This window comes from Pseudomonas sp. D5(2026) (genome assembly GCF_057766845.1).
The window spans coordinates 3,669,141-3,695,203 of sequence record NZ_CM173421.1 but is presented as its reverse complement, the minus strand read 5'-3'; the positions used below and the strand labels follow the sequence as shown (position 1 = coordinate 3,695,203).

22 protein-coding genes and 2 pseudogenes are annotated in these 26,063 nt (G+C 61.2%); 13 read left to right on the top strand and 11 right to left on the bottom strand.

Annotated features, from left to right (window positions below):
* Window positions 1-16: 16 nt before the first annotated feature.
* Window positions 17-1,405: an MFS transporter gene (locus AC3B5Q_RS17105; protein ID WP_135192740.1), complete on the bottom strand. Its 1,389-nt coding sequence runs from the start codon at window positions 1,403-1,405 to the stop codon at window positions 17-19.
* A gap of 52 nt (window positions 1,406-1,457) precedes the next feature.
* Window positions 1,458-2,636 (bottom strand): fumarylacetoacetate hydrolase family protein, encoded by a 1,179-nt coding sequence (locus tag AC3B5Q_RS17100; protein ID WP_021785537.1) that lies wholly within the window; start codon window positions 2,634-2,636, stop codon window positions 1,458-1,460.
* A gap of 114 nt (window positions 2,637-2,750) precedes the next feature.
* Here AC3B5Q_RS17100 and AC3B5Q_RS17095 point away from each other — a divergent pair, with 114 nt between their 5' ends.
* From AC3B5Q_RS17095 to AC3B5Q_RS17080, 4 genes are all read left to right on the top strand, one after another.
* Complete coding sequence (locus AC3B5Q_RS17095) at window positions 2,751-3,695, top strand: LysR family transcriptional regulator (RefSeq protein ID WP_021785535.1); 945 nt, start codon at window positions 2,751-2,753, stop codon at window positions 3,693-3,695.
* Window positions 3,696-3,796: 101 nt separating this feature from the next.
* Window positions 3,797-5,380, top strand: a complete 1,584-nt coding sequence (locus AC3B5Q_RS17090) for an aldehyde dehydrogenase (NADP(+)) (RefSeq protein ID WP_021785534.1) — start codon at window positions 3,797-3,799, stop codon at window positions 5,378-5,380.
* An 82-nt stretch (window positions 5,381-5,462) separates the two neighbouring features.
* Window positions 5,463-6,830: an MFS transporter gene (locus tag AC3B5Q_RS17085; protein WP_021785533.1), complete on the top strand. Its 1,368-nt coding sequence runs from the start codon at window positions 5,463-5,465 to the stop codon at window positions 6,828-6,830.
* Window positions 6,827-7,765, top strand: coding sequence for a 2-hydroxyacid dehydrogenase (locus tag AC3B5Q_RS17080; RefSeq protein ID WP_103469248.1), 939 nt, complete (start codon window positions 6,827-6,829; stop codon window positions 7,763-7,765). Before AC3B5Q_RS17085 ends, AC3B5Q_RS17080 begins: the two co-directional genes overlap by 4 nt.
* A 176-nt stretch (window positions 7,766-7,941) precedes the next feature.
* Here AC3B5Q_RS17080 and AC3B5Q_RS17075 read toward each other — a convergent pair whose 3' ends face one another.
* Window positions 7,942-8,874 carry an NAD-dependent epimerase/dehydratase family protein gene (locus tag AC3B5Q_RS17075; protein WP_021785531.1) on the bottom strand — a complete coding sequence of 311 codons (933 nt, stop codon included), beginning with the start codon at window positions 8,872-8,874 and terminating at the stop codon, window positions 7,942-7,944.
* Between the two features lie 310 nt (window positions 8,875-9,184).
* On the opposite strand from AC3B5Q_RS17075, the gene AC3B5Q_RS17070 reads away from it, so the two are divergent.
* On the top strand, window positions 9,185-9,625 hold the full coding sequence (locus AC3B5Q_RS17070) for a MerR family transcriptional regulator (protein ID WP_103444051.1): 441 nt from the start codon (window positions 9,185-9,187) through the stop codon (window positions 9,623-9,625).
* A 61-nt stretch (window positions 9,626-9,686) separates the two neighbouring features.
* Here AC3B5Q_RS17070 and AC3B5Q_RS17065 read toward each other — a convergent pair whose 3' ends face one another.
* Window positions 9,687-10,694 (bottom strand): acetoacetate decarboxylase (ADC), encoded by a 1,008-nt coding sequence (locus tag AC3B5Q_RS17065; protein WP_103444052.1) that lies wholly within the window; start codon window positions 10,692-10,694, stop codon window positions 9,687-9,689.
* A 160-nt stretch (window positions 10,695-10,854) separates the two neighbouring features.
* Entirely contained in the window at window positions 10,855-12,291 is a 1,437-nt protein-coding gene (locus AC3B5Q_RS17060; RefSeq protein ID WP_103469246.1) for a coniferyl aldehyde dehydrogenase, read from the bottom strand.
* Between the two features lie 102 nt (window positions 12,292-12,393).
* On the opposite strand from AC3B5Q_RS17060, the gene AC3B5Q_RS17055 reads away from it, so the two are divergent.
* From AC3B5Q_RS17055 to AC3B5Q_RS17040, 4 genes are all read left to right on the top strand, one after another.
* On the top strand, window positions 12,394-13,017 hold the full coding sequence (locus AC3B5Q_RS17055) for a TetR/AcrR family transcriptional regulator (RefSeq protein WP_021785527.1): 624 nt from the start codon (window positions 12,394-12,396) through the stop codon (window positions 13,015-13,017).
* 77 nt (window positions 13,018-13,094) lie between these two features.
* Entirely contained in the window at window positions 13,095-13,793 is a 699-nt protein-coding gene (locus AC3B5Q_RS17050; RefSeq protein WP_103469245.1) for a type 1 glutamine amidotransferase domain-containing protein, read from the top strand.
* 445 nt (window positions 13,794-14,238) lie between these two features.
* The gene (locus AC3B5Q_RS17045) at window positions 14,239-16,473 is read left to right on the top strand and encodes a TonB-dependent siderophore receptor (protein ID WP_021785525.1); all 2,235 of its coding nucleotides are present in this window, start codon (window positions 14,239-14,241) and stop codon (window positions 16,471-16,473) included.
* A 116-nt stretch (window positions 16,474-16,589) separates the two neighbouring features.
* Window positions 16,590-17,129 (top strand): histidine phosphatase family protein, encoded by a 540-nt coding sequence (locus AC3B5Q_RS17040; protein ID WP_021785524.1) that lies wholly within the window; start codon window positions 16,590-16,592, stop codon window positions 17,127-17,129.
* Window positions 17,130-17,132: 3 nt separating this feature from the next.
* Here the strand turns inward: AC3B5Q_RS17040 and AC3B5Q_RS17035 are convergent, their stop codons facing one another.
* Window positions 17,133-17,918, bottom strand: a complete 786-nt coding sequence (locus AC3B5Q_RS17035) for a sulfite exporter TauE/SafE family protein (RefSeq protein ID WP_021785523.1) — start codon at window positions 17,916-17,918, stop codon at window positions 17,133-17,135.
* Window positions 17,919-18,042: 124 nt separating this feature from the next.
* A complete protein-coding gene (locus tag AC3B5Q_RS17030; protein ID WP_021785522.1) occupies window positions 18,043-18,636 on the bottom strand; it encodes a helix-turn-helix domain-containing protein in 594 nt (197 codons plus the stop codon).
* A gap of 114 nt (window positions 18,637-18,750) precedes the next feature.
* Between AC3B5Q_RS17030 and AC3B5Q_RS17025 the strand changes: the two genes are divergently transcribed.
* From AC3B5Q_RS17025 to AC3B5Q_RS17015, 3 genes are all read left to right on the top strand, one after another.
* Complete coding sequence (locus AC3B5Q_RS17025) at window positions 18,751-19,887, top strand: NAD(P)/FAD-dependent oxidoreductase (RefSeq protein WP_021785521.1); 1,137 nt, start codon at window positions 18,751-18,753, stop codon at window positions 19,885-19,887.
* Window positions 19,888-19,899: 12 nt separating this feature from the next.
* Complete coding sequence (locus AC3B5Q_RS17020) at window positions 19,900-20,277, top strand: RidA family protein (RefSeq protein WP_021785520.1); 378 nt, start codon at window positions 19,900-19,902, stop codon at window positions 20,275-20,277.
* 112 nt (window positions 20,278-20,389) lie between these two features.
* A complete protein-coding gene (locus AC3B5Q_RS17015) occupies window positions 20,390-21,454 on the top strand; it encodes a YkvI family membrane protein (RefSeq protein ID WP_021785519.1) in 1,065 nt (354 codons plus the stop codon).
* Between the two features lie 53 nt (window positions 21,455-21,507).
* On the opposite strand, the pseudogene mcpA (AC3B5Q_RS17010) reads toward AC3B5Q_RS17015, so the two are convergent.
* The 3 genes and pseudogenes from mcpA (AC3B5Q_RS17010) to AC3B5Q_RS17000 all read right to left on the bottom strand — a co-directional run.
* Window positions 21,508-22,104: pseudogene (mcpA, locus tag AC3B5Q_RS17010) on the bottom strand (methyl-accepting chemotaxis protein McpA); the annotation flags it as partial.
* A 258-nt stretch (window positions 22,105-22,362) separates the two neighbouring features.
* Window positions 22,363-23,394 (bottom strand): annotated as a pseudogene (mcpA, locus tag AC3B5Q_RS17005) (methyl-accepting chemotaxis protein McpA); the annotation flags it as partial.
* Window positions 23,395-23,536: 142 nt separating this feature from the next.
* Entirely contained in the window at window positions 23,537-24,415 is an 879-nt protein-coding gene (locus AC3B5Q_RS17000; RefSeq protein WP_103444057.1) for a LysR family transcriptional regulator, read from the bottom strand.
* A 102-nt stretch (window positions 24,416-24,517) separates the two neighbouring features.
* On the opposite strand from AC3B5Q_RS17000, the gene AC3B5Q_RS16995 reads away from it, so the two are divergent.
* Window positions 24,518-24,946: a PACE efflux transporter gene (locus AC3B5Q_RS16995; RefSeq protein WP_021785516.1), complete on the top strand. Its 429-nt coding sequence runs from the start codon at window positions 24,518-24,520 to the stop codon at window positions 24,944-24,946.
* Window positions 24,947-24,985: 39 nt separating this feature from the next.
* On the opposite strand, the gene AC3B5Q_RS16990 is transcribed toward AC3B5Q_RS16995, so the two are convergent.
* A complete protein-coding gene (locus AC3B5Q_RS16990) occupies window positions 24,986-26,035 on the bottom strand; it encodes a hypothetical protein (RefSeq protein ID WP_103444058.1) in 1,050 nt (349 codons plus the stop codon).
* Between the last annotated feature and the right edge of the window lie 28 nt (window positions 26,036-26,063).

Sequence of the window (26,063 nt, the reverse complement as noted above, 5' to 3'; positions counted from 1 at the left end):
ATTTTTTGGCCACTGGTTAGCGTTGCGGCACACCGACGCCTAAATGGCTGTGTTGGGATGAAGCCGCACTTCCCACTGCGTCGTCCAGTGCCGTCAGGTCGCGGCCACAGGTTTCGATGGACAGCCAGGTGCCGATCAAGGTCAGCCCAGTCAGCGCCAGGGTGTATAGCGCCAGCACCCAGTAGGCACCACCGGCCAGACCGACCAGGAATATGCCCAGGAGCGGCGCCACGCCGCCGGACAGCATCGCGCCGATTTCTCGGGACAGAGCCACGCCGGAGTAGCGGTAGCGGTTGCCGAACAGTTCGGTGAAATGCGCACACTGTGCCCCGAGCATGCTATTTGCAGCCAGGGTGAAGCCACCTATCACCGCGATGTACACCAATGTCGAATTGCCGCTGTCGATCATCCACCACGAGGGGAATGCCCATAACGCGCCGAACAAGGCGCCGCCACGGTACACCGCCAGGCGTCCGATACGATCGGACAGAGCGCCGAACAATGGGGTGGTGAATACGCTGAGGATACTGGCGACGAGCACCGCATTGGTACCAATGGTGGCCAGGTTGGCACCTTCCTCGCTGAGATGGCTGCTGGCGAAACCGGTAAGGAAGGCGATGGATACAGTGGCATAGAGGGTCGAGCAGCCTGTTTCGGCCATGCGCATCAACGTAGTCGCTGCCAGTGGCCGACGTGCATTACGCAGCACGGCGCGCATCGGCGATTCGATCACTTGCTGGTTCTGGCTGAGCTGCTGGAACACCGGGCTTTCCTTGAGCTTGAGGCGGATCCAGATGGCCATGAATATCAGCACTACGCTGGCCAGGAAGGGGATCCGCCAGCCCCAGTCGAGCAACTCTTCCTGTGTCAGCGAGCTCTGCATCACGCGGAAAGTGATAGTGGCAAGGGCCAGGCCGCTGAATACCCCAATGAAGGGCAGGGCGGCATAGAACCCTCGTCGCTCACGCGGAGCCAGTTCGGCCATGAGTGTCGCCGCGCCGGTCTGTTCGGCACCCGCACCAAAACCTTGCAGCAGGCGCAGCAGTACCAGTAGCACAGCACCCGTGGCGCCAGTCGGTAGCAGGCCGATCAGGGTAGTAGCGGTACCCATCAGGGCGATGGTCAGCAACAAGACCAGCTTGCGCCCTTTGCGGTCACCCAATGAGCCAAAGAAAAGCCCGCCGAACGGTCGCGCCAAGAATCCTGCGCCATAGGTGGCGAAACTGGCGAGCAAGGCGCCTGTGGTGCCGAGGGTGGGGAAGAATATATGGCCGAAGACCAGCGCCGCGGCTAGCCCATAAATGGCGAAATCGTAGTACTCCAGAGCACTGCCGATTGCGCCGGTATAGATCGCCCGGCGCAGCTGACGCGGGTCGGGCACGGCGTCCTTGGCTTGGGTTTGCATGTCTTACCTCGCTTTTTTGTTGTTATGGGCCCGGCGGAAATCCTGAGTGTTGCTACTTCAGGAGTCCTCGAGCGGCTAGGTTGTGCATCATCGCGCCGAGACCGAAGGTCCAAGGGCGAGCTTGGTCGCTTGTCGTGACTTGGTTATGCAGTTGGCCCAGAAACGGGCTGGCAATGCGCACGTGATCGCCGGGTTTGTGCGTGAAGCCGGCACCCGGCTGGTCGCGGTCCTCGGTGGGGGCGAAAAGCGTGCCGAGAAACAGCATGAAGCCGTCTGGGTACTGATGATTTTCGTTGAGGGTCTGCCGCACCAGATCTTCGGGGTCGCGGCTGATCTGGTCCATCGAACTGCTGCCAAGCAGGCGGTAGCCATCGCGACCCTGGACTTCCAGATCGACCACGCAGCGGCGCACAGTGTCCAAGTCGAAGGTCTCATCGAACAGGCGAATGAACGGGCCGACGGCGCAAGAGGCATTATTGTCCTTGGCCTTGCTCAGCAGCAGTGCGCTGCGGCCCTCGAAGTCGCGCAGGTTGACGTCGTTGCCCAAGGTCGCGCCATGAATCCGGCCGCGGCTGTCGACCGCCAGCACCACCTCCGGTTCGGGGTTGTTCCATGCCGATTTCGGGTGCACGCCGATTGCGCTGCCGCTGCCGACAGCAGCCAGCACAGGTGCTTTGGTAAAGATTTCCGCATCCGGACCGATCCCGACTTCCAGGTATTGGGACCACATTCCCTTTTCCAGCAGCAGTGCTTTCAACGCCATTGCCTGTTGAGAGCCTGGCCGCACCGCACGCAAGTTGTCACCGATCACCGTGCGTACTGTGGCACGCACCGCTTCGGCTTTGCTGGCGTCGCCGCCGGCTTGCTCCTCGATCACCCGTTCGATCATGCTGGCGGCGAATGTCACGCCTGCGGCTTTGATGACTTGCAGGTCGACTGGCGCGAGCAGATAGGGCTTGCTGGCATCGAAGGCGGCACCGCTGTTGCTCAGCAGCGCCTCGACGCTACCCAGAAACTGGCCCGGCGTGCTGCGTACTGCCTGTAGCGGATCTTCATGCTCAAGCAACTGACTGAGGGTGGCGAAGCGTTCGGAGAGGTCGAACACACCGTCATTACGCAACACTATCGGCGAGGGGCCGCCGGGTTCACCGGGCGTCCAGGCGCGGCCGACAAGGGTGCCGGCCAGGTTGTCCTCGGGAAGAGTATTAGCGGAAGTGAGCGTTATCGGCATGGCATCTAGGTCTCCTGGATCTGAAAGCTGAACGCTAGGGCAAACCGTGCGATAAACTCCAATGGCATCTTTTCACTATTCGATAACATGTGGTTATTGCCCCAAGGTGGATTCATGTCGGACCTATCTTTTTCTCACGTCTGCAACTGGCTTAAATTCCGCCACCTTCTGCTCATCGACACACTCGGTCGCACACACAACATGCATCTGGCAGCTCAGCAGATGAACCTCAGCCAGCCGGCGATCAGCAAGATGCTCAAGGAGATCGAGAACCTGCTCGGCTTCGCCCTGTTCGAGCGTCTGCCACGCAGCATGCCGCCCACCGCCCTGGGCGAGCAGGTGGTGCGCTATGCCCAGGTCGCACTCAATGATGCGCGCACCTTCGTCGACCAGATCGACAGCCTGCGCCAAGGCGGCCACGGGCATCTGAAGATTGGCGGCATCTTTGCCGCCACCGCCGTAGCGCTGCCAGAAGCCATCGTCGAGATAAAGCAGCGCAAGCCGTTGCTATCGATTGAGGTGGTGGAGCAGACCAGCGACCATCTCATGGCGATGCTGGAGGACAAGAACCTGCACCTGGCGGTAGCACGATTCACCGATGTGGCGCAGCACCAGCGCTTCGACTTCCAGCCGCTGGCGCCGGAGCCGTTCTGCTTCGTGGTCAACGACCAGCATCCTTTGAGCGATGCCGGGCCGGTGACGCTGCCTCAGTTGCTCGAGTGGCCGTGGATCCTCTACCCGAAGGGCACGCCAATTCGTGGTCGCATGGAACGCGCGTTCGCCGAGGCCGGGGTCGCGGTGCCGCGCAACACCATCGACACCATTTCGATGCAGACCTTCCTCAAGGTGCTGTTGGGCGGCCCGATGATCGGCATGCTGCCCCAGGCGATGGTCGAGCCACATCTTGCCAGCGGGGTACTTATCAACCTCGATACGCCGCTGCACCTGGATCCCCAGGATTACGGCATCTTGACCCGCAAAGGCGAGCCCTTGACCGGCGCGGCGTTGGAGTTTGCCGAGATACTGCTGGCCAACGCACGAAGGGTGCAGTTGGACTGATAACAAGCGGTTATCAGATGATCCCCAAAAGCCATTGGGCAAGAATCGCAGAGCCGCATAGATTAGTGCCCACTGTCTTACGCGACGCGAAGGGACCCTTCATGACTTCATTTGCAGGCCAACAATTCATCGGCGGTAGCCGCCGTGCTACCGGGACTGCTTCATTGCATAGCGTGGATGCGCACACCGGGCAGGCGCTACCTGGTGCGTTTTTCCAAGCTACCGAGCAAGAAGTGGATGCGGCTGCTCTAGCCGCTGCCGCTGCCTATCCGATCTACCGGGCGTTGCCCGCTCTGCGCCGGTCCGAATTCCTCGATGCCATTGCCGATGCGCTGGATGCGCTGGACGATGACTTCATTGATACCGTATGTAGCGAGACCGCCTTGCCAGCAGCAAGAATCTTGGGCGAGCGGGCGCGGACCAGCGGTCAGTTGCGGTTGTTTGCCTCTGTGTTGCGCCGAGGTGATTTCGCCGGTGCGCGTATCGACCGCGCACAGCCCCAGCGCACCCCGCAGCCACGGCTGGATATCCGCCAGTGCCGCATGGGCCTGGGGCCGGTGGCGGTATTTGGCGCCAGTAACTTCCCTCTGGCGTTTTCCACCGCCGGTGGCGATACCGCCGCAGCCCTGGCTGCAGGCTGCCCAGTGGTGTTCAAGGCCCACAGCGGCCACATGGGGACTGCGCAATGGGTGGCCGAGGCGATTGTAGGGGCCGCCGAGCGTTGTGGCATGCCTGCCGGCGTGTTCAACATGATTTTCGGTGGTGGCGTGGGTGAGGCCTTGGTCAAACACCCTGCCATTCAGGCGGTTGGCTTCACCGGCTCGCTCAAGGGCGGCCGTGCCCTTTGCGACATGGCCGCGGCGCGGCCACAACCGATCCCGGTTTTCGCCGAAATGAGCAGTATCAACCCGGTGCTGGTATTGCCCGGCGCGCTGGCGGTTCGCGCCGAGGCCGTGGCCTGCGAGCTGGTCGCCTCGGTGGTGCTTGGGTGTGGGCAGTTCTGCACCAATCCCGGTTTGGTACTGGGCGTGCGCTCTCCCGAATTCAGCACCTTTGTCGAACACATGCGTGCGCAGGTAGCCGACCAGTCACCGCAAACCATGCTTAACAAAGGCACCTTGGCCAGCTATGCCCACGGTGTGGCTACCCTCAAGGCACTGCCCGGCATTCGCCATCTAGCGGGTGCCGAACAGCAGGGCAACCAGGCCTGGCCGCAACTGTTCGCGGCAGATGCGCGGTTGCTGCTCGAGGGTGAGCCGTTACTGCAAGAAGAAGTCTTTGGCCCGGCCACGGTAGTGGTAGAACTGGCCGACCAGGCCCAGTTGCTTGCTGCACTGCATGCACTGGGTGGGCAACTGACCGCCACGCTGATCGGCGAGCAGAGCGATCTGGCCGCTGCCGCCCCACTGGTAGCGGTACTGGAACAGAAGGCCGGTCGGATCCTCGTCAACGGCTACCCGACCGGTGTCGAGGTCTGCGACGCCATGGTGCACGGCGGCCCGTACCCAGCCACTTCTGACAGCCGTGGCACCTCAGTTGGCACACTGTCGATCGACCGCTTCCTGCGCCCGGTGTGCTACCAGAACTTCCCCGATGCGCTGTTGCCCGAAGCCCTGCGCGACGCCAATCCACTAGGGCTGCTGCGGCTGGTCGATGGTCAGCCCAGCCGCGAACCGATTCGCTGACAGGTACTACCATCGGGCACTCGTGCCCGATGCTCTCTAAATAAGAACAATCAGGCGTGCACGACATGCCAAGAGGTTGGTTATGGCTCATCAAGTTGTCGACCCCATGCGCGATCAGGCTTTCGAAGATCGCACCTATCGCAAGGTAATCATACGAATCCTGCCTGTCCTGTTGCTGTGTTACATGGCGGCCTATCTCGACCGGGTGAATATCGGCTTCGCGAAACTGAGCATGCTGGAGGATCTGCAGTTCAGTAATACGGTCTACGCCTTGGGCGCGAGCGTTTTCTTCTGGGGCTACTTTCTGTTTGAAGTCCCGAGCAACTTGTTGCTGCATCGATACGGCGCGCGGTTCTGGATCGCCCGCATCATGCTGAGCTGGGCCATCATCTCCATGGCTGTGGCATTTACCCAGCCACTTGCCGCGTTCTTCCATGTCGAGTCCAGTACCATGTTTTACGTGCTGCGCTTCCTGCTCGGTATCTGTGAGGCAGGCTTCTTCCCGGGAGTGATTCTTTACCTCAACTACTGGTTCCCGACCCATCGGCAAAGCCGGGTGATGTCTGGTTTCCTGATGGCAATGCCTGTCAGCCTGACGCTGGGCGGCATTTTGTCTGGCTGGCTCATGACCAGCATGGATGGCTGGCACGGTATGGCCGGTTGGCAGTGGATGCTGCTGGTCGAGGGTGTACCGTCGGTGATCATGGCGGCCATCGTTTATTGCTGCTTGTGCGACAACATCGACAAGGCGGCTTGGTTGTCCCAGCAGGAAAAGGAACTACTCAAAGCCAACTTGAAGCAAGAGGAGCACGGCAAGGTTTCACGCCTCAAAGATGTCTTCTTCAGCCCACGTGTTTGGCTGCTCGTATTCATCTTGCTCACGTTCAACACAGGTTTTTATGGCCTGGCCTTCTGGATGCCGTCGATCATCAAGAGCGCGGGAGTGACCAGCACCCTGGAAATCGGCTTGCTGACCGCCATCCCTTATGGCGTTGCGGTGATCGCCATGTTCCTCAACGCGCGCCACTCCAACCGCACTGGTGAACGCCGGCTGCATGCCGCGATCCCGGCGTTCATCGGTGGCTGCGGGTTGATCCTGAGTGCTGTTTTCGCACACAACGTTGTCCTTTCAATCGTGTTCCTGACCGTGGCGGCATCCGGGGTGCTCAGCCTGATGCCTATCTTCTGGACGTTGCCGGGCACGGTGCTCTCAGGTGTCGCAGCTGCGGCAGGCATAGGCATGATCAACGCGTTCGGCAACCTGTCTGGTTTCACCGGTTCGATGATTACAGCAGTGGCGGAGAACCTCACCGGCGACATCAACAACGGCACTTATGTCTTGGGCCTGTGCCTGTTCATCAGTGGAGCATTGATCATGGCGATCCCCGCCGCGATGTTGAAGCGGCCCGACTCGCAGCCCCGCGCGCAGTTGAACCTGGAGGCAGCATGAACATCAATCACGGAGCAAGCCCGCGCCAGGCCCTGCTGATGCTGGCGCCGTTGCTCGACGAGCACGAAAGTCAGCTCGCCAGGCAGTTCGACTTGGTACGTGCTTTTGATTCGCATGCCCTGGAGGCTGTTCTAGCCGACCGGCCGGAACGTTTCCGTGCGGTGGTGACCAACGGAGTAGTGGGGGTGCCAACCCCAGTCATGCGCGCACTGGTCAACCTGTCATTGATCGCTGTCAACGGTGTGGGCGTTGATTGCATTGATCTGGACCAGGCGAAAGCCCGCGGCATTCGGGTCGAGACGACGGTCGATATCCTCACGGATGCCGTGGCGGACCAAGCAATAGCTTTGCTCTTGAGCTTGCTGCGTCAGGTTTGCGTGGCTGACCGCTTCGTTCGGGCGGGCCAGTGGCGCGAGGCCGCATTCCCATTGCTAGGCACCACGTTGCGAGGGCTGCGCGTCGGCATCATAGGTCTCGGCCGTATCGGCCAAGCGATTGCCAGTCGCCTACTGCCGTTCGGAGTCAAGCTGGCGTATCACAACCGCAATGAGCTGCAGGGCTGCAGTTACACCTATTACCCCGACGCTGGCAGCCTGGCCGCGGACAGTGACATTCTTATCCTCGCTGCCGCAGGAGGAAGTGCGACGTCACGCCTGGTCAATGCGCCAGTGCTGGAAGCGCTTGGCGCGAAAGGGGTGATTGTAAACGTGGCGCGGGGAAGCGTGATCGACGAAGTGGAACTGGTTGCTCGCTTGCAGGATGGGCGACTTGCAGGGGCGGCCTTGGACGTGTTCGCAAATGAACCGCAAGTGCCCACCAGCTTGTTTGACCTGGATAACGTAGTGCTTCAGCCGCACATAGGCAGCGCTACGCTGCAGGCTAGGAAGGCTATGGGGGACTACGTCGTTACTGCGATTTGTCGAAGTACACTTTGAAGGAGAGGCAATACGGCAAGCTTGGGCCATTGAACATGACTGCTTGTTCAAATCGATGTCCAGTTTGGGTCGTATAGCGACGGTCATACCTCGACCGTCGCTATACATTTTGAGACCTCTGTTTGTTCCGCCATCTCCAATGCGTCATCGACTTCAACCCTCGCTATGGAGCCGTCTCAGCAGCTACCAGACACATTGAAGATCTGAGTGAGCCCTTGATGGTAAGTCGTGACTTTGAAATCGGGAAAACGCTGCTTGTACTTCGAAGAGTCGAACAGGTTGTCGTGCTCGTACCGTGGCAGCAGCTCCCGCAGCTCACGAACTTGCTTGGATATCAGGCCTACAGCTGTCAGGGTCAATTTGCCTAGAATTTTATAAGTAGCGTCCTTGCCAGAGATCTGAGAAGCCAGCGTGACAAGTTGTTTGTAGGTCAGCCGCTCATCGTCACAGGGCAGGTGCCAGGTTTGCCCGAACGCATCTGGCGTGTTCCCCAGCGCTGCCAGTGCCCGGCTTGCATCCGGCGTCCAGATGAGTGTTCGCTGAGTATCGTCTCGCACAGGGACGCGTGGCGTCTTGCCGGCCTTCATGTTGTCGAGGACCAGGGTATTGGTGATGCTCTGCGTTTTGCCGGGCCCATAGAACTCTGGAGCTCGCCCTATGACCACAGGAATGTCGCCTCGCGCCATCTCCTGCAACACCATCGATGCCATTCGCGCACGAACCTGCCCTTTACGACCGACCGGTTCGAAGGGCGTGTCCTCCGTCAGCAGACGATCATCCTGCGGGTACATATACGTGTTGTCGAAATAGACGAAACTGGCATCGGATGCGCGAGCCGCATCAAGCGCGTTCCGCAGCATCACTGGAAACTGCGTTTCCCAAAGCTGTGTATCTGGCGGGAGTCCGGCCGTGAAATAAACGATGCTGCTACCCTTTACGGCCTTGGCCGCCTGGCTGGCGTCTAGCAGGTCCGCCGCAATCAGCGTGTCAGAGTCGCTGACTTTGCGCGGATTACGGCTGACCAGCCTGATATCTTCGGTAAATGTCCGGTTCAGTTCCCGTGCCAGCTCTATGGCTATCTGGCCAGTTGCGCCTAAAACGGTTTGCATTTGGTCTCCTGGAAACCTCGGTAGAAGGTTTCTCTCTACTAACTGCGATGATGATGGCCCGTTTACGTATGCCGGGCGCGACGCTGTGGCTGCCGCCCTTGGGCGCGGTACAGCAAAGTCCATGTAGCCCAGGTACTTACCTTAGGCTTAAAGTAAACTTTAAGGTCAAGTCCTTATCGTAAGAGTAGGCGCGGGATGGCGGGTTGGGCCGATTTGATCAGGCCCACGATTGGAGATCATGGAAGTTGGCTCTCGGGTGCCCGGGGGGTTAAAGTGAGCTTTAAGGTCAGAACTTCTGTGAAGGTGTGGTATGAGGATTGGAGCGCTTGCGAAAATCACGGGTCTTGCCGCTTCGCGCATTCGTTTCTACGAGGCAAGTGGGCTGATTCAATCAGTTGAGCGCAAGGCCAATGGCTACCGCGACTATTCCGATGATGCCGTCTGGATACTGGAGATGATCACCAGCGCCCAGGCAGCAGGGTTTACTCTGGAAGAAATCCGGCACCTGTTGCCGATGAGTTCGCAAGGTTGGCGTCATGACGAGCTACTTTCCGGGTTGAAGCGCAAGGTCGAGGAGATCGAGGTGCTGCAGCAACGCTTGGCTCGCAACAAGGAACAGTTGCTGGTGGTGATCGACGGCATTGAAAGCAAGCCAGACGGCATGCCGTGCGTAGACAACACCCAACGGGTGCTTGGCCGTCTGCGCGAAGACATCGCTTTGAACAAGGTGGGCGCTTCACCTGCCAAGTGAAGCATGCCAGCGTCTGATGCGGAGCAGGGCGCCGGCTCAGGGGCCGGCGCTGATAGAGCGTTCAGTTACCGCTATTCAATGCTGCCAGCGGCTTTGGAGCATAGAGGGCGCTCTGGAACTCGGGCACGTATTCGTATTTCACCATCTTGCCCAACTTTAAAGAACGGATGTACGTCGACAGGCTACCGTCGCCGAGCACCAGGTGAGCCGAGTCAGCGCTCATGCTCGATCCATGACGGGTCTGCCGAGACGTCGCATAGCCATAACTCAGCTGTCCAGCGTGATCGAGGTTGGTGAAGCTGTTAGTCACCAGGCCGGCTTCATTGGATACGTCCTCGAGCTTTTTTACCCTAAAGACGACATCGATATTGCCAGTCTGCGCGTCGACGATGTCATAGGATACGGTCGCGGCGTCCTCTCGGCGGTTGATCTCTGTCAGCCATTTCGGCAGGTTGTAGCCCACTACGCCACGGACACGGGCAAGCTCGGTATTTACCGGCAATTTGAGCACGTAGCCCCAGAAGTCCTTGGACATGGATTGCCCGATCAAGCTGAATGGCCCGAGATTGGACTTGCCTGGTTTGTTGGTGATGATCGACAAGGCAATTTCGTTGTAGCTGTCGTTGTCGCAATAATCGTAGGTGTAAGCCGTGAAAGCGATCAGGCCGCGGCCTGGCCAAACTTGCAAGGGTTGAACCTGCTTGAGTACTTCGACAGGCATCAGCTCGCGCAGGCGATCGAGGTCTGCGGTGTAAACCGCTGTAAACCGGCTGTTCTTGTAGTAGAAGTTGGGCGAGTACGACTCGAAGCCCATATCGACCTTGGTCTTTTCCAGGCCTTTGAACCAACTGAGGTCCATGCCTGGCGCTTCGGCCTGGATCACCGACAGGGGAGGGTTGGAGCGGTATCGGTCGTACAAACCGCCTTTGACGACGGGTACCTGGTGGCCTGCGATATCTATCATCGCGGTTTCGGCATGTTTAGGGATGCCGGTCGTGTCCGCCAGGGTGGCGTTGGCGATGGGGGTCAGGAGTGCACCTGCCACTGCGGCGACGGTTCCGAGTTTCACTTTTCAGTCTCTCCGGTGAATTGCATCACGCATTGATGAATGCGACCAGGCATCTCGCTTGGCGGCGAACTAGATGGACCTTACACATGCACCTTAACTTTAAACTTAACTTTAATGTCAAGGCGCCAAAGACCCGCTTTTCCAGCTACTGGGCGTGGTGTCAGGGGCGGGGCCGCAGGGTGAAGGCGAGGGCAAAATCAGCCAGTTTTCCGAATGGTGCCCGGAGCAGCTTTGGCAAGTTCCAGCGACCTTGGACGAACACGCCCTTGGCATGGCTCATCGAGCGAAAACCCTCGATACCGTGGTAAGCCCCCATGCCACTGGGACCCACGCCCCCGAACGGCAGGTCGTCCACCGCGACGTGCATCAGGGTGTTGTTGATGCCGACGTTGCCGGAGGTGGTGCACCTGAGCAGCGCTTCGCTGTCGGCCCCCACATTGCCGAAGTAGTAGAGCGCCAGCGGACGTGGCCTGGCATTGATATAGCCAATAGCTTCGTCGAGGGAGCGGTAGGTACGCACGGGTAGCAAAGGCCCGAAGATTTCTTCGTGCATGACCCGTGCATCGTCACCAGCCCCCACGATCAGCACCGGAGCCAGTGTCCGCGGTCGCTCTGTCGCGCGCTCTGGCGTCACGCCAGTCTCGATCACCTTGGCGCCCCTGGTGCGGGCGTCTTCGACCAGCGACTGCAACCGCGTGTAGTGCCTGTCGCTGACGATGGAGGTGTAGTCCGGGCTGGTCGGGCCTTGCGGATAACCACGGGCGACAGCCGCACAGTACTGGGAGATGAATTCATCCAGGTCATCCTCATGGACCAGCGCGTAGTCCGGTGCCACGCAGGTCTGGCCGGCGTTGGCCAGTTTGCCGAAGACGATGCTGTCGAGGGTGCTGCGTCCGGCATGCCCTGGGGCCACGATCACAGGGCTTTTGCCGCCCAGTTCAAGGGTCAGCGGCACAAGGTTGTCACTCGCCGCCCGCATTACCATCCGGCCAACCTGGGTACTGCCGGTGAACAATAGGTGGTCGAAGGGGAGAGCGCTGAAGCTTGCGCCTGTCTCAGGGCCGCCGAGTATCACCGCCACCTCTTCGACGGTAAAACTGCCCACCAGAATGCGCTGAATCAGCTCACTGGTGCGTGGCGTCAGTTCGGAGGGCTTGATCATCACCCGATTGCCAGCCGCCAGTGCGGTGGCCAGGGGGATGAAGGTCAACGCTATTGGGTAGTTCCACGGCGCCATGACGCCGATCACGCCTTTGGGCTGGTACTCCACATGCGCGCGGCCAGTGCGGTGAAACGCCGCGACGTGACGACGCTCGGGTTTCATGAAACGGCGCAGGTGCCGCAGCAGGTAGTCGATCGACTGGACCACGCCAAGCAGTTCCATGATGTCTGTCTCATGCCTTGAGCGGTTGCCGAAATCGGCGCTGATCGCTTCTTCCACGTCGCGGCGATGGGCAAGCACAGCCGCGCGCAACTTGACCAGGTTGGTTTTGCGTCGCTCAAAACCGGGTGGCCCGTCATTGAGAAACGCACGACGCTGCTGCTCCAGCGTGGTTGCGGCGTCGATAGCCGGGATGGACGTTGCGGCGATAGTCATCTTGCACCTCTCAAGGTTATTGCAATGTAGACACTGTAAACTTGATTTCCGCCGATCATAGGAAGACAATGTTTTCACTGTCAACATGAGGGGAGCAGCCGTATGTCAGCCGATGAAATTTGCGAAGCAAAGCCCTACCACCATGGCGATTTGCGCCGCACCATCATCGACACTGCTTTGGCAACCCTGAAAGAACAGCAAGGCTGGCAATTCACCTTGCGCGAAATAGCCCGGCGAGCCCAGGTGAGCCACTCGGCGCCATATCGGCATTTTCCGGACAAGGGGGCGCTGCTCCACGAGTTGGCGCTACTGGGCTTCGAGCGATTGAATGCGGCGATGCAAGACGCGATGGGGCCAGCAATGTCAGCACCAGAGCGCTTGCGGGCGATGGCCTACGCCTACCTGGCGTTTGGCGAGGAAAATCCGGATTTGTACAGGTTGATGTTTTCGACACAGGCGGGAGACCCCGCGCAGATCCATGTCGACCCCCGAGCCCAGGCACCGTTCTACCTGGTGATCGAGGTGCTGGAGCGTGGTCAGGAGGAGGGTACGATCCGCGCCCGTTCTGCCTTGGGACAGGCCACCGCAAGCTGGGCGCACCTTCACGGGTTGACCCTGCTTTCGATCGATAGCCGGTTGGTGCCGGCGAAGGTCGGCGACCATGCCATCGAGGATGCCTTGACGACCTTGCTTGACGGGTTGGTCAGTGACCAGACGGCTCGATGACCTGCGACTCTACAGAGAACTGCTCGCCCGTATGAAGGCGATGCTTGGCCCAACCACCTAGGATCAGGTACTCAGGCATGACCAAACGCATCGTGCACGTCGTTACCAACGTTGCCCATTACAGCGACCCAAGTCATCCCACGGGGTTGTGGTTGAGTGAGCTGACGCATGCCTGGCATGTGTTCGCTGGCAGAGGTTACGAACAGCACTTGGTGAGCCCGCAGGGTGGAAAATCCCCACTCGAGCCGCGTTCGCTCAAGTGGCCATTGCTTGATGGCACGGCCAAAGCCTGGTTGAACGACCCGGCGGCAATGGCACGTCTTGCCAACACCTCAAGTCCGCAAGCGTTAGTGTCATCAGACTTCGACGCCATCTATTTTACCGGTGGCCATGCGGTGATGTGGGACTTCCCTGAGGACGAGGGTTTGCAGCGACTGACCCGCGAGATCTACGAGCGTGGTGGCGTTGTCTCTTCGGTTTGCCATGGCTATTGCGGGTTGCTCAATACTCGGCTGTCTGATGGTCGTCTCCTGGTAGAGGGGCGTCGTCTGACGGGCTATGCCTGGATCGAAGAAGTGCTGGCGGGCGTGGCGAGCAAGGTCCCATACAATGCCGAGCAAGAAATGAAACGCCGTGGGGCGCGCTACGAGAAAGCACTCTTGCCATTCACTTCCAATGTGGTCGTCGATGGCCGCTTGGTGACAGGCCAGAACCCACAATCTGCCAAAGCAACTGCCGAGCAGGTAGCTGCACTGCTCCAGCGGAAGGCTGCGTGAGATCCCTCGCTTAACGAGAGGAGCGACGTCTTCGCCATAGAGTGGTACGGCTGACACTTCGGTGATTCGGCACAGGCCGTTGTAGGAGCGGGTTCACCCGCGAAAGGGCCAGGCCTGCCGGCAATTTCCACCAGCCGTTCACTGTTGCCGCCGCCACGCGGGTAAACCCGCTCCTTGCAGGCGACCGCGCACGCCTTTCAAATGTTGAGCAAGACAGTTGCTCTCACAGCGGGGCGGGTAAGCCTCGCGATGCCAAAGATCAGGGTTCAGCAAAGTTCAGTTACAAACATGTAAACTTCGTAAGTAAGATTTACTCGCATTTGCGATTCTCTATATTTACCAACCCTGTTGGCCGCCAGACTGAGTGTGCGGGGCCGGTGGGCGAGGGCTCCCGGTTTCCGACAGGGATGTGCCTTTTCGCTCATGAATCGCAGGAGATGTACCCATGCAGTGCAGAACTTCACCCAACAGCCTGGCCCTGGCGTTCGTCGCGCTGGCGTCGCCGGCCATGATGGCGACCGCGGCAGAGTCCGAGGAGCGACGTGCGGGTGAGGTACTGGAAGTGCCCGTCGCCGACAACGCACTGGTGATCCAGGACACCCTGATCACCGCCGAGCGCGAGGCGCGACAGGCCCTGGGCACGTCGATCATCACCGCCGAAGACATCAAGCGCCACCCGCCAGCCAATGACCTGTCCGACATCATCCGTCGCGAGCCTGGGGTTAACCTGACCGGCAACAGTGCCAGTGGCGCACGCGGAAACAACCGCCAGATCGACCTGCGCGGCATGGGCCCGGAAAACACGCTGATCCTCATCGACGGCAAGCCATCCAGTGCGCGTAACGCCGTGCGCTATGGTTGGAACGGTGACCGTGATACTCGGGGTGAAACCAACTGGGTGCCGGCCGAAGCGGTCGAGCGCATCGAGATCTTGCGTGGCCCGGCCGCCGCACGCTACGGCTCCGGCGCCATGGGCGGGGTGGTCAACATCATCACCAAGCGCCCTTCCGACGAGCTGAAAGGCAGCGTCAGCCTGTACACGCAGCTGCCCGAAGACAGCGCGGAAGGCGCCAGCCGCCGAGCCAACTTCAACCTAGGTGGCGGCCTGACCGATAACCTTGGTTTCCGCCTGTACGGCGGCCTGGCCAAGACTGACGCCGACGATCTGGACATCAACGCCGGGCATGCCACCAGCGCCCTGGTAGCGGGGCGGGAGGGGGTGCGCAACAAGGACATCAACGGCCTGCTGAGCTGGAAACTGAACGACGAGCACCGCCTGGAAGCCAGTGCCGGCTACAGCCGTCAGGGCAACATTTTTGCCGGTGACACCATGAACAGCAACGGCGGCGGCGACGTCGACTTCGTCTCCAGCCTCTACGGCCACGAAACCAACGTGATGCAGCGCAGTACTTACGACCTGACCCACCTCGGTGATTTCACCTGGGGTACCAGCAAGACCACGCTGGCCTACGAGTACGTGCGCAACTGGCGCCTGAACGAGGGCCTGGCAGGCCGCACCGAAGGTGCCCCCAACGACGAAGGTGGGGCCATGTCACGTTTGCGCAACACACGTTTGAGCAGTGAAGTGAACCTGCCGTTCGCCATGGGCAGCGCAGAACATGTGCTTACCGTGGGCGGCGAGTACCTGTACGAAGCCCTCAACGACCAAGGTTCGTTGCGCCCGCAAAGCTCCGACCCCGCCAACAATGACGGCCTTGTCGGCTTCGATCGCAGCAGCTCGAAGATGACCGCACGCAGCTATGCGCTGTTTGTCGAAGACAACATCATCGTTGGCGACACCACCCTTACGCCGGGCCTGCGTTTCGACCACCACGAAACCTTCGGTGACAACTTCAGCCCCAGCCTGAACCTGTCGCACAAGCTCACCGAAGCGCTGTCGGTAAAAGGCGGCATCGCCCGTGCCTACAAGGTTCCGAACCTGTACCAGTCCAACCCCAACTACCTGCTGTACAGCCGCGGTAATGGCTGCAGCGTGCAACAGACCAACAATGGTGGCTGTTACCTGCAGGGCAACGCCGACCTCAAGCCCGAGATCAGCGTCAACAAGGAAATCGGCCTGCTGTACGACCGTGGTACCTGGCGCACCAGTGCCACCTACTTCCGCAACGACTACAAGAACAAGATCATCGGTGATACCGATGTGCTTTACACCATAGGTACCGGCAGCCGCGTGACGCAGTGGGACAACGCTGGCAAGGCGCGGGTGGAAGGTGTCGAAGGCAACTTCTTCATCGAGGTGACTCCGACCCTGGACTGGAACACCAACCTGACCTGGATGCTCGACAACGATAATCGCGAAACGGGCGAGCCGCTGTCGGTGATCCCGGAATACACCGTCAACACCAGCCTCGACTGGCGCGCCACCGAACAATTGTCATTCCAGCTGGCAGGTACTTACTTCGGCAAGCAGAAATCACCGACCTACAACTACCGCACCCAGCAGGACTACGACAAGACCGCCCAGCAGGACGTCGAGGCCTATGGCCTGGTGGACGTGAGCGCCGGGTACAGGTTCAACGCCAACTACGATGTGCGTGTAGGTGTGAACAACGTGTTCGACAAGCAGATCCTGCGTGGCGGCAATGCCAGCAGCTCGGGGGCAAACACGTATAACCAGCCGGGCAGGGCGTTGTTTGCTGCGCTGAATATCAGCTTCTGATCCGAGGGGCTGCTGTGCGGCCCATACGCGGGCAAGTCGGGTCGACGACATTGTTGCAGCCAAAAGTCTCGCAGCATGCTAAACCATGCGCCCCAGCCCGCTGCGAGAAATGCCTGGTGAAAGCCGTCCGCCTGACCCTGATCTGCCATGCCCTGACCCAGGCCCAGAAGACCGGGCGCCTGCACCATTCTGACGATGGCATCCTGCCGCTAGAGCAAGAGTCAGGCGCCGACCGTTCAGGCGCGCAGTTGCTGAGTGCGCCAGAGCGGCGGGCCTGCGAGACGGCGGCGTGGTTAACGGGGGCGGTACAGATCGAGCCGGGATTGGCCGATTGTGACCTCGGGCGTTGGCAGGGTTTGTCGCTGAAACAGCTGCAAGCCGAGCAACCGCAGGCGTTGGCAGAATGGCTGCAGGATCCGGCCAGTGCCGTGCATGGTGGCGAGTCGTTCACTGCGCTATGCCAGCGCCTGGCCGCCTGGCTGGCGGCCTTCGACAGGCCGGGTGACTGGCTGGCGGTGACCCACCCGATGGTTATACGGGCCATGCTGGTACAGGTGCTAGGGTGTCCGTTGAGTGCCGGGCAGCGTATCGACGTGCTGCCGTTGTCACGCCTGGAACTGAGCTTTACCGGGCAGTGGCGGTTGCGCCTGGGCTAAGGCTCAGAACGCCAGCTTGTAACCGATCAGCAGCAGCATCGCTGCCAGGCAAGGGCGCAGCACGCGGTCGGAAATTCGCCCGGTGAGGTGGCTACCCAGATAGATGCCCGGCAGCGAGCCCAGCAGCAGATAGCCCAGCAGCGACCAATCCATGTTGCCCATGCCCGCGTGGCCCAGGCCTGCTACCAAGGTCAGTGGCACGGCGTGGGCAATTTCGGTACCGACCAGGCGACGGGTGACCAGGAACGGGTACAGCAGGAACAGCGCCACCGTACCCAGGGCGCCAGCACCGATGGAGGTGAGGGTGACCATTACCCCAAGCACCACGCCGGTCAGCACTGTGAGGGTGTTCAGGCTGCGGTTGCTGAGGTGGTAGTGATCACCGGCGTGGCGGCTGGCGAAGGCCTGCAGGCGCGATTTGAACAGGATGGCCAGCGCGGTCAGGATCAGCACCACCGCCAGGCCTTGCTTGATGATGGCGTTGAGCGCCGAGGTATCGGTGTGCAGGGTGCTGAGGAACCACAGGGTCAGCGCCGCTGCGGGCACGCTGCCCATGCTGAGCAGGCCGGTGATCTTCCAGTCGATGTTCTTGTTGCGCGCGTGCACCCAGACACCACTGGCCTTGGTGATCGCTGCATACAGCAGGTCGGTGCCGACAGCGGTCGCCGGGTGGATGCCAAACCACAACAGGATCGGGGTCATCAGCGAGCCGCCACCGACGCCGGTCATACCGACGATGAAGCCCACGACCAGGCCAGCAATGGTAAAACCGAAAGAACCTACATCCATACGCTACTCGACTGCCCAACTTTGCCCGTTATCGGATGCCAGTCAGCATATAGATTTTTTTATAGCCAAATAGACTTGTTCGTTATTAGGTTATAACCGCGCTTGCCTTGGCAGGTGCGCCCGATCAACGATCAGTCATCACTACCATGACATGGGCATCACCACCGTCATCGCTTTCCGACAGGTAGATGTGGCCCACCTGGCTGTCGAAATACGCCGTCTCCTGCGGCCCGATACTCACCGCTTCTCCGGTCTCGAACTCGATGCGCACGCGCCCACTCAGCACCAGAGCGAATTCTTGCCCGGGGTGGCGGATAAAGTCGTCGAACTGGCCGCGCTCGCGGGCCATGATGCGGGCATAGGCCGGTGTCATGCACCGTCCGGGGAAGTCCCCGGCAATCGGATAATAGTCGTAGGTGCCGGTCGAATAGCCCGCCGCAGCGGGCAGTGAATCGACCACCACGGTCACCGGCACCGGCGCGCTGACCGTACCACTGGCGCGAAACAGCTGGGCAATATCGACATTCAGCGCCCGCGCAGCAGCGGCGAGTTTTTCATAGCTGACCGACACCTGCGCCAGTTCCATCTTCGACAACGTGGACAGCGGCACGCCACTGGCTTCGGACAATTGCTTGAGGGTCATCTGGCGAGCCTTGCGCACCTGGCGCAGACGCTGGCCGACGACGGCACGGTCAAGCTGGGGTAGAGCTGCGGGCATTCAGGGATCTCGGCATGCGGCGGTGGTCGGGCATCTTACCTTGGACACTTGCGCATTTCTAAATTCTCATATATTAGAATTCTCATAAATGATAATTGGCTGGCAGGAGCGTGCATGACCCCGACCTACGACACCCTGATCATCGGTGCTGGCATTGCCGGCGCCTCACTGGGCTATCGCCTGGCCGGCGAGCAGCGTGTGCTGTTGCTCGAGCGTGAATCGCAGCCTGGCTACCATTCCACCGGGCGTTCGGCGGCCATGTTCATGGAGGCTTACGGCACCCCACAGATCCAGGCGCTGACCCGCGCCAGCCGGGCCTTCTACGAAGCGCCACCGCCGGGCTTCTGCGAGCACCCGCTGCTGGAGCCGCGAGGTTGTCTGTATGTGGCCGGCCTGGAGCAGCGTGAACTGCTTGAGCAAACCTACGCGCAGAACCTGGCCAATGGCACAGAAGTCAGCCTGCTTGACCGGGACGCGGCCTTGGCACTGGTACCCAGCTTGCGTGGCGAAGCCTTGGCCGGCGCGGTGCTTGAGCCGGGTGCGATGGACCTTGATGTACATGCCTTGCACCAAGGCTTCTTGCGTGGTTATCGCACTGCTGGCGGTGAACTGCGCTGTAACGCCGAGCTGATCAAGGCCTGGTACCTGGACGGCATGTGGCAGGTGGAGTTGGCGGATGGCAGCCGGCTGCAGGCCCGCCGCCTGGTCAATGCTGCAGGGGCCTGGGCGGACCGTGTGGCCGAGCAGTGCGGGGTGGCGCGTATCGGCTTGCAACCGTGCCGCCGTAGCGCCTTCACCTTCCCCGGCCCGGCAGAGCAAAACTTTGCCCGCTGGCCGGCGGTGATTGGCGTCGATGAAAGCTTCTACTTCAAGCCTGATGCCGGCCAACTGTTGGGGTCGCCAGCCAATGCCGACCCGGTTGAGCCACAGGATGCCGCGCCCGAGGAGTTCGACGTGGCCTTGGGTATTTACAACATTGAAGCCATGACCACCCTGGCGATCCGCCGCCCCAGCCACACCTGGGCCGGGCTGCGTTCGTTCGTTGCCGATGGCGACCTGGTGATCGGTTTCGATGCGCATGCACCCGCGTTTTTCTGGCTGGCGGCCCAGGGAGGCTATGGCATCCAGTCGGCAGCGGGCGCCTCGCGCCTGGCCGCCGATCTGCTGCTGGGCCAGCCCTTGTGTCCCGACCTTGTCAGCCAGGGCGTGGCGCCCGATCGCCTGTCCCCGGCCCGTTTCCAGCAACCCTGAAAGGAGCATCCCATGAGCAATGACATTCAGCGTTTCCCCAGTAGCCTGCCGTTCCCGTTTTCCCGCGCGGTAAAGGCCGGTGGCTTTCTGTTCCTCTCCGGGCAGGTGCCGATGAACACCGACGGCGAAGTGGTGCGCGGTGATATCCAGACTCAGACCCGTGCTGCCTGCGAGCGCATCGCCGAAAGCCTGGCGGCCTGTGGTGCGCGTTTCGACCAGGTGGTAAAGGTCACGGTCTGGCTGTCGGACATGCGCCATTTCGCCGGCTTCAACGAGGTGTACAAGACGTTCTTCGGCGCGGCGCTACCGGTGCGCTCCACCGTGGCTTCGGCGTTGGCCCTGGGCGTGGATGTGGAGATCGAAGTGCAGGCGTTCGTCGGCGACGCCTGACCGGGCAAAGCGCCCGTGTAGAGGCGACCGTGTGTCGTGATGGGCTGCAAGGCCGCCCCTGCGACAGGTATGCGACGGCAATGAAAAAACAACAATAAATCCAGAGGTTCACATGCAAGAGCAGCTGAAGATTGCCGGCGCATTTGTCGGCGTGATCGTGGGGGCGGGGTTCGCTTCAGGGCGGGAACTGTTGTTGTTCTTTGTCGATTTCGGCGTGTGGGGGTTGGCTGGCGCGTTGGTCAGTGCCGCCTTGTTCACCTTCCTCGGCATGGCGTTGGCGGGGCTGGGCAATCGCCAGCAGGCCACCTCGCACAAGGATGTGATCCTGGCCATCTGCGGCCGTCACCTGGGCATGTTCGTCGACTGGTTGATCACCTTTTTCATGTTCGCCGTCACCGTGGTCATGCTGGCCGGCGGTGGTGCATTGCTGGAGCAGCAGTTCGGCATCCCGGCCCTGACCGGCAGCGTGCTGGTGACGCTGGTGGTGGTCGGCATCGTGTGCCTGGACGTGCGCAGGATGATTCTTGCAATCGGCGCGATCACCCCCTTGCTGATCCTGGTGGCTTCAGCGATAGCGCTGTATGCCGTGATCACCCGCGAGCAGAGCTTTGCCGCGCTCGATCAGGTGGCTAGCCAGCAACAGGCCGGCACCCGTCATTGGTTGCTGGGTGCGTTCCTGTATGTGTCGTATAACATCGTGGCGGGCGCGCCGATCCTGGCCATCCTGGGCGGTTCGGCCAAGGGCGAGAAAGCGGCGGTGTGGGGAGGCCTGCTCGGCGGTGCGGCACTTGGCGGCCTGATGCTGGTGATGAGTGCCGGGCTGTTGTCGCGCCTGGACAGTGTGGCCGACCAGCCGATGCCGATGCTGTCGATTGCCAACGAGGTGTCACCACTGCTGGGGCTGGTGATGTGCCTGATCATCTTCGGCATGATCGTCAACACCGCGGTGGGCACGCTGTTTTCCTTCCTCTCGCGGCTGTTACCGGCGGGCACGACGACGTTCCGCTGGGGCTCGGTGGTGACCGGGGTGGTGGCGTTCGCCTGTAGCCTGGTGGGGTTCATCAGCCTGGTGGGCGAAGTGTACCCGTTGTTTGGCTACCTGGGCTTTGTGCTGATGGCGGCGGTGCTGCTGGCCTGGGTACGGCGGGGCAAGGCTGCGAAGGCAGTGGCTGCATAAGGGGCCGGTTCAGGCGACAACAGGCATAGGCCGTTGCCGCCTGAACCCGGCGTTTAAATCCTGAAGCTGCCCACCAACTGCTTCAAACGCCCGGCCTGCTGGGCCAGTTGGTCGCAATGGCGCAGGGTCTCGTTGAGGTTCTCCACCCCCTGCTGGTTCAGGGCGTTGATCTGGGTGATGTCCAGGTTGAGGCTCTCGACCACGGCGGTCTGCTCTTCGGTCGCTGTCGCCACCGACTGGTTCATGCCATCGATCTCGCCAATGCGCTGGGTTACGCTGGCCAGGCGTTCGCCGGCCTGGTTGGCCACCTGCACGGTCTGCTCGCTGGAGACCTGGCTGGTGTTCATGGTATGCACCGCTTCGCGCGAGCCGACCTGCAGGCTGGTGATCATGCGGTGGATTTCTTCCGCCGACTCCTGGGTACGGTGCGCCAGGTTACGCACTTCGTCGGCCACCACGGCAAAGCCACGGCCGGCTTCACCCGCACGAGCTGCTTCAATGGCCGCGTTCAGTGCCAGCAGGTTGGTCTGCTGAGAAATGCCCTTGATCACGTCGAGGATCTTGCCGATTTCGTCGGTGCTGGCGTTGAGGGTTTCGATCTGCGCGCACGACTCGCTGATCCGTTGTGACAGGGCAGTCATGGCGCTGATGGCTTCTTCAACCACTTCACGGCCACCGTGCGCCTGCTCGCTGGCACCGCTGGCATGTTGCGAAGCATCTGCGGCGTTGCGGGCGATTTCCTGGGTGGCGGCGCCCAGTTCGTTGATGGCCGCAGCGACGCTGTTGGTGCGCATGCTCTGTTCTTCAGAGCCGCTGATCGACGCATTGGAGGCGCTGACCACTTTCTCCGAAAGGTCATGTACCAGGCGGGTGGCCGAGGACACTTCGCTGATCGAGGCATGGATGCGCTCGACAAAGCGGTTGAACGAGGTAGCCAGCTCGCCGAACTCGTCCTTGTTCTGCACGGCCAGGCGGCGGGTAAGGTCACCTTCACCCTCGGCGATGTCGCGCATGGCGCGGCCCATGGTGGTCAGCGGGCTCATCAGCACAGGAATCAACAGGCCGAGCAGGCCGGCAATCGCGGCCACGGCGATCAGCATGGCGATGATCGCCGAGGTGCGGAACTGGCTGAGCGCGGCATAGGCCTTGTCCCTGTCGATCGACAGCCCGATGTACCACTGCGCCGAAGGCAGGCCGGCCACCGGGGCGAACGAGATGATGCGGTCCTGGCCGTCGAGCGTGACATCCTGCATGCCGGCGGCGACCCGCAGGTTGCTGCCTGGGTAGATGTCCTTGAGGTTCTTCATCACCTGGTCTTTGTTGGGGCTGACGATCACCTGGCCATTGGCGTCGGCCAGGAAGGCGTGACCGATGCCGCCGAAGTCGACCGAGTTGATGATCTCGACGAGGGTATCGAGGGTCACGTCACCGCCGACAACACCGATCAGTTCGCCATTGCGCTTGCTCTTCACCGGGGTGGCGATGGTCACCATCAGGCCACCGACTGCACCTTGGTACGGGGCGGTCAGCACGGTCTGCCCGGCGCTGGCGGCGGCGCCGTACCAAGGGCGCTGGCGCGGGTCGTAACCGGCGGGCATCTGGGTATCCGGGCGCTGGGTGAATACGCCGTTGGCCTGGCCCAAGTAGGTGAACAGGAAATTACGCGTGTAGGACGGCTGCTCGATCAGCCCTGCCAGAGTATCGCCGGCACCTTGCTGGCCGATGTCCTGGGCCAGGTTTTCCAGCACCAGGATGCGCCCGCTCATCCAGTTCTGGACGCTGCTGGCGGTCAGTGCCCCGGCCTGCTGCACCGAGGCTTCAATGTTCTGGCGGATGGTGTTGCGTTGCAGGTAGTCGTTGTAGAGCGTGAACAGGGCAAATGCCAAAACCACGACGCCGCAGGCGCTGAGCAGGATCTTGTGGCGAAATTTCAGGTTCATGTTTCGAGACCTTGAGCCAATGAGGGGAGGTCGCAGCGCGCTCATGACGCGATGCGAGGCCTGTCGCCCGAGATATCGGCTCAAGGGGTAAAAGATTGAAGTGCTTAGAGAAAATTCTTACAGACGTTGCGACGGACGGCAGTCACTGGTCAGCCAACTGCTCGATCAGCAGGCGGGCGGCCTGCTGCAGCGGCTGTTGTTTGCGCCACAGGATATGCACGGGCAGTTGCAACTCGTTGCGTGTATTGCGGAACTCCAGGCGTATCAGACGCCCGCTGGCCAGCAGCGGCGCGACCCGCGACAACGGCAGATCGCCCCAGCCCAGGCCCGCTTCCACCATCTGCAAAGCCAGGTCGAAGCTGTCGCTGGACCAGTGCGTGGCACCGATCAGCGGGCGAGGGTCAGCCAGCGGCAGGTCGCGGCTGCGCACCAGAATCTGACGCACCTGCGTCAGGTCTTCAAGGTAGTGGATACGCCCCTCACGCAATGCCGGGTGGGCCGGCGACAGGGTGGCTACCAGCGACTCCATGCCGACGTGCTGGAAGCCGCGTCGGGCATCGACCTGCAAACCGGCAAAGGCTACACAGAGGTCGGCACGGCCGCTGTCCAGCAAGTGCAAGGCTTCTTCCTGCGGAGCGCTGAGCAGGGCAATGTCCAGCAACGGGTAGCGCTCACCGAGGTTGGCGATGGCCGCCAGCAGGGGGCGGTGATCGATGTCGGGTACCACGGCCAGGGTCAGGCTGCTCTCCAGCCCTTGGGACAGCTCCAGGGCATGAACCTGCAGCAGCCCCAGTTGTTCGGCAATCAGCCTGGCGTGTGGCTTCAGGGCCAAGGCCTGTGCGGTTGGGCGAACTTCACGCGGGCCGCGTTCAAACAGGCTGTAGCCAAGGTCTGCCTCAAGGTTGCCAATGGCCATGCTCACCGCTGAAGGCACCCGCTTGAGGGCGCGCGCCGCGGAAGAAAACGAGCCGTGGTCGAGCACGGCCAGAAACAGCTGGATGTTGTCGCTGGAAAAGTTCATGGCAGCCTCCTGTCAGTTAATCTGATAGCTGCTGACTTTTGCTGTCAAGTGTATTGAAGCATGATCGCCCCCGTCGCTTTTTGTCTTTGGAGGTAACCCTCGGTGCAGGGATTGAAACGCAAGCTGGTCTACGTGACTTTCTATGAACTGATCGGGCTGTGCATGTCGACCCTTGGGCTGGCCTACCTGTCAGATACGCAGGCCTCCCATACCGGGCCGCTGGCGGTGATGATCACCACCATCGCCATGCTCTGGAACCTGGTCTATAACACCCTGTTCGAGTACTGGGAGAGCCGCCAGGCCAAGCGGGGGCGCAGCGTGGCGCGGCGGGTGGTGCATGCCATCGGCTTCCAGTTGACCCTGGTGGTGTACTTGATTCCGCTGATTGCCTGGTGGCTGGACATGACATTGCTGGAGGCGCTGCTGGTGGATATGGCGTTCATCATCCTGGTGCCGTGCTACACCTTTGCCTACAACTGGGCGTTTGATCGGGTGTTTGGTTTGCCACGCTCTGCCCTGGCTGCAGCTTGATATAGCCTTGCGCGGCGAACAAGCCAGCACAGGCCGCCACTAAGGTGGCAGGCGCATGATCAAAGGCGCCTGCTGCTGCTCAACCTGCTGTTCCATCGGCCGCGGCGCACTGGCCAGCAAGCTGTCCTCAACCTGCCCCGACAGGTAATAGACCCCCGCCATGGCGCCGCTCTGGCGGTTCTCCATCAACTCCTGCCATTCCTGGTTCAACGCCACGTTGAGAATCACCCGCAGCTGTTCGACCATCTGCGGGTGTTCACGGTCATGTGTCATCATCCCGTAACCGGCCGTAGCAATCGAAATCATCGCCCCCGCCACCTTGCCCACTGCCGATGCCACGGCACTGGCGATACCGCGTGGCGCCAGGGTGGCGCCGAGCTTTTCGCTGGCCTGGGTGGCCACCGAGTTAAGTCCGACATCGGTTCTGCCAGGGCCTTTGCTGGCCTGCTGATGCAAGTGCTGGCGCATGGCTTGCCAGGCCGGTTGCTGGTCCAGTGACTTGGCCCGCAGCAGCTGATAGAGGCTGGCATTGCGCGCATCCGGTGGCCCCAGGGCGATGGCGGGGATACGGTTGAGGCGCTGGCTGAACTGCTCGGGCGGCGCGTTGTAACGGCTGATGATGGCCGGCAGTTGCTGGCCGAGCAGTTGCAGATACAGTTCACAGGCGCGGTCGCGGATGCCCTCGGGGTTGATCTGCTCGGCTACCGGCTCGATCACCCGCGCGTGATACTGCTCCTGCAGGTACAGGGCCAGGCGTTTTTCTGCCGGTTCCCGACCCTCGCCGCTGTCGAGCTTGTACCAGGCCACCTTGAGGGTGAGCCATTGCTGGGTCCAGTAACCCGTGAACCAGGGGATGAAGTCGCGCTCGGTGCGTTGTTGCACCTGCTCCTTCCACACCCGCATCGAGCGACGGGCATAGTCATTGGCCGAACCGGCGGCGCCGGCCGAGGCGTCGATCAGTTCCTGATCGATGCGTTGCCACGCCGCAGGGCTGAGTATTGTGGGCGGGGGCGGGGCAGGGGGACGCTTGCTGGCACAACCGCCGAGGGCCAGCAGAAGGCATAGCAACAGGAAGATTCGAGAACTCACGCGACCGCCTCCCTGGTAGAGGCTGGGC

Bases quoted from the DNA above. Each gene is read 5' to 3' on its own strand.
- AC3B5Q_RS17020 (WP_021785520.1), top strand. From the start codon at position 19,900: ATGAGCAATGACATTCAGCGTTTCCCCAGTAGCCTGCCGTTCCCGTTT.
- AC3B5Q_RS17095 (WP_021785535.1), top strand. From the start codon at position 2,751: ATGTCGGACCTATCTTTTTCTCACGTCTGCAACTGGCTTAAATTCCGC.
- AC3B5Q_RS17100 (WP_021785537.1), bottom strand. From the start codon at position 2,636: ATGCCGATAACGCTCACTTCCGCTAATACTCTTCCCGAGGACAACCTG.
- AC3B5Q_RS17035 (WP_021785523.1), bottom strand. From the start codon at position 17,918: ATGGATGTAGGTTCTTTCGGTTTTACCATTGCTGGCCTGGTCGTGGGC.
- AC3B5Q_RS17055 (WP_021785527.1), top strand. From the start codon at position 12,394: ATGTCAGCCGATGAAATTTGCGAAGCAAAGCCCTACCACCATGGCGAT.
- AC3B5Q_RS17075 (WP_021785531.1), bottom strand. From the start codon at position 8,874: ATGCAAACCGTTTTAGGCGCAACTGGCCAGATAGCCATAGAGCTGGCA.
- AC3B5Q_RS17090 (WP_021785534.1), top strand. From the start codon at position 3,797: ATGACTTCATTTGCAGGCCAACAATTCATCGGCGGTAGCCGCCGTGCT.
- AC3B5Q_RS17060 (WP_103469246.1), bottom strand. From the start codon at position 12,291: ATGACTATCGCCGCAACGTCCATCCCGGCTATCGACGCCGCAACCACG.
- AC3B5Q_RS17000 (WP_103444057.1), bottom strand. From the start codon at position 24,415: ATGAACTTTTCCAGCGACAACATCCAGCTGTTTCTGGCCGTGCTCGAC.
- AC3B5Q_RS17105 (WP_135192740.1), bottom strand. From the start codon at position 1,405: ATGCAAACCCAAGCCAAGGACGCCGTGCCCGACCCGCGTCAGCTGCGC.
- AC3B5Q_RS17070 (WP_103444051.1), top strand. From the start codon at position 9,185: ATGAGGATTGGAGCGCTTGCGAAAATCACGGGTCTTGCCGCTTCGCGC.
- AC3B5Q_RS17045 (WP_021785525.1), top strand. From the start codon at position 14,239: ATGCAGTGCAGAACTTCACCCAACAGCCTGGCCCTGGCGTTCGTCGCG.
- AC3B5Q_RS17025 (WP_021785521.1), top strand. From the start codon at position 18,751: ATGACCCCGACCTACGACACCCTGATCATCGGTGCTGGCATTGCCGGC.
- AC3B5Q_RS17030 (WP_021785522.1), bottom strand. From the start codon at position 18,636: ATGCCCGCAGCTCTACCCCAGCTTGACCGTGCCGTCGTCGGCCAGCGT.
- AC3B5Q_RS17015 (WP_021785519.1), top strand. From the start codon at position 20,390: ATGCAAGAGCAGCTGAAGATTGCCGGCGCATTTGTCGGCGTGATCGTG.
- AC3B5Q_RS17080 (WP_103469248.1), top strand. From the start codon at position 6,827: ATGAACATCAATCACGGAGCAAGCCCGCGCCAGGCCCTGCTGATGCTG.
- AC3B5Q_RS17050 (WP_103469245.1), top strand. From the start codon at position 13,095: ATGACCAAACGCATCGTGCACGTCGTTACCAACGTTGCCCATTACAGC.
- AC3B5Q_RS17085 (WP_021785533.1), top strand. From the start codon at position 5,463: ATGGCTCATCAAGTTGTCGACCCCATGCGCGATCAGGCTTTCGAAGAT.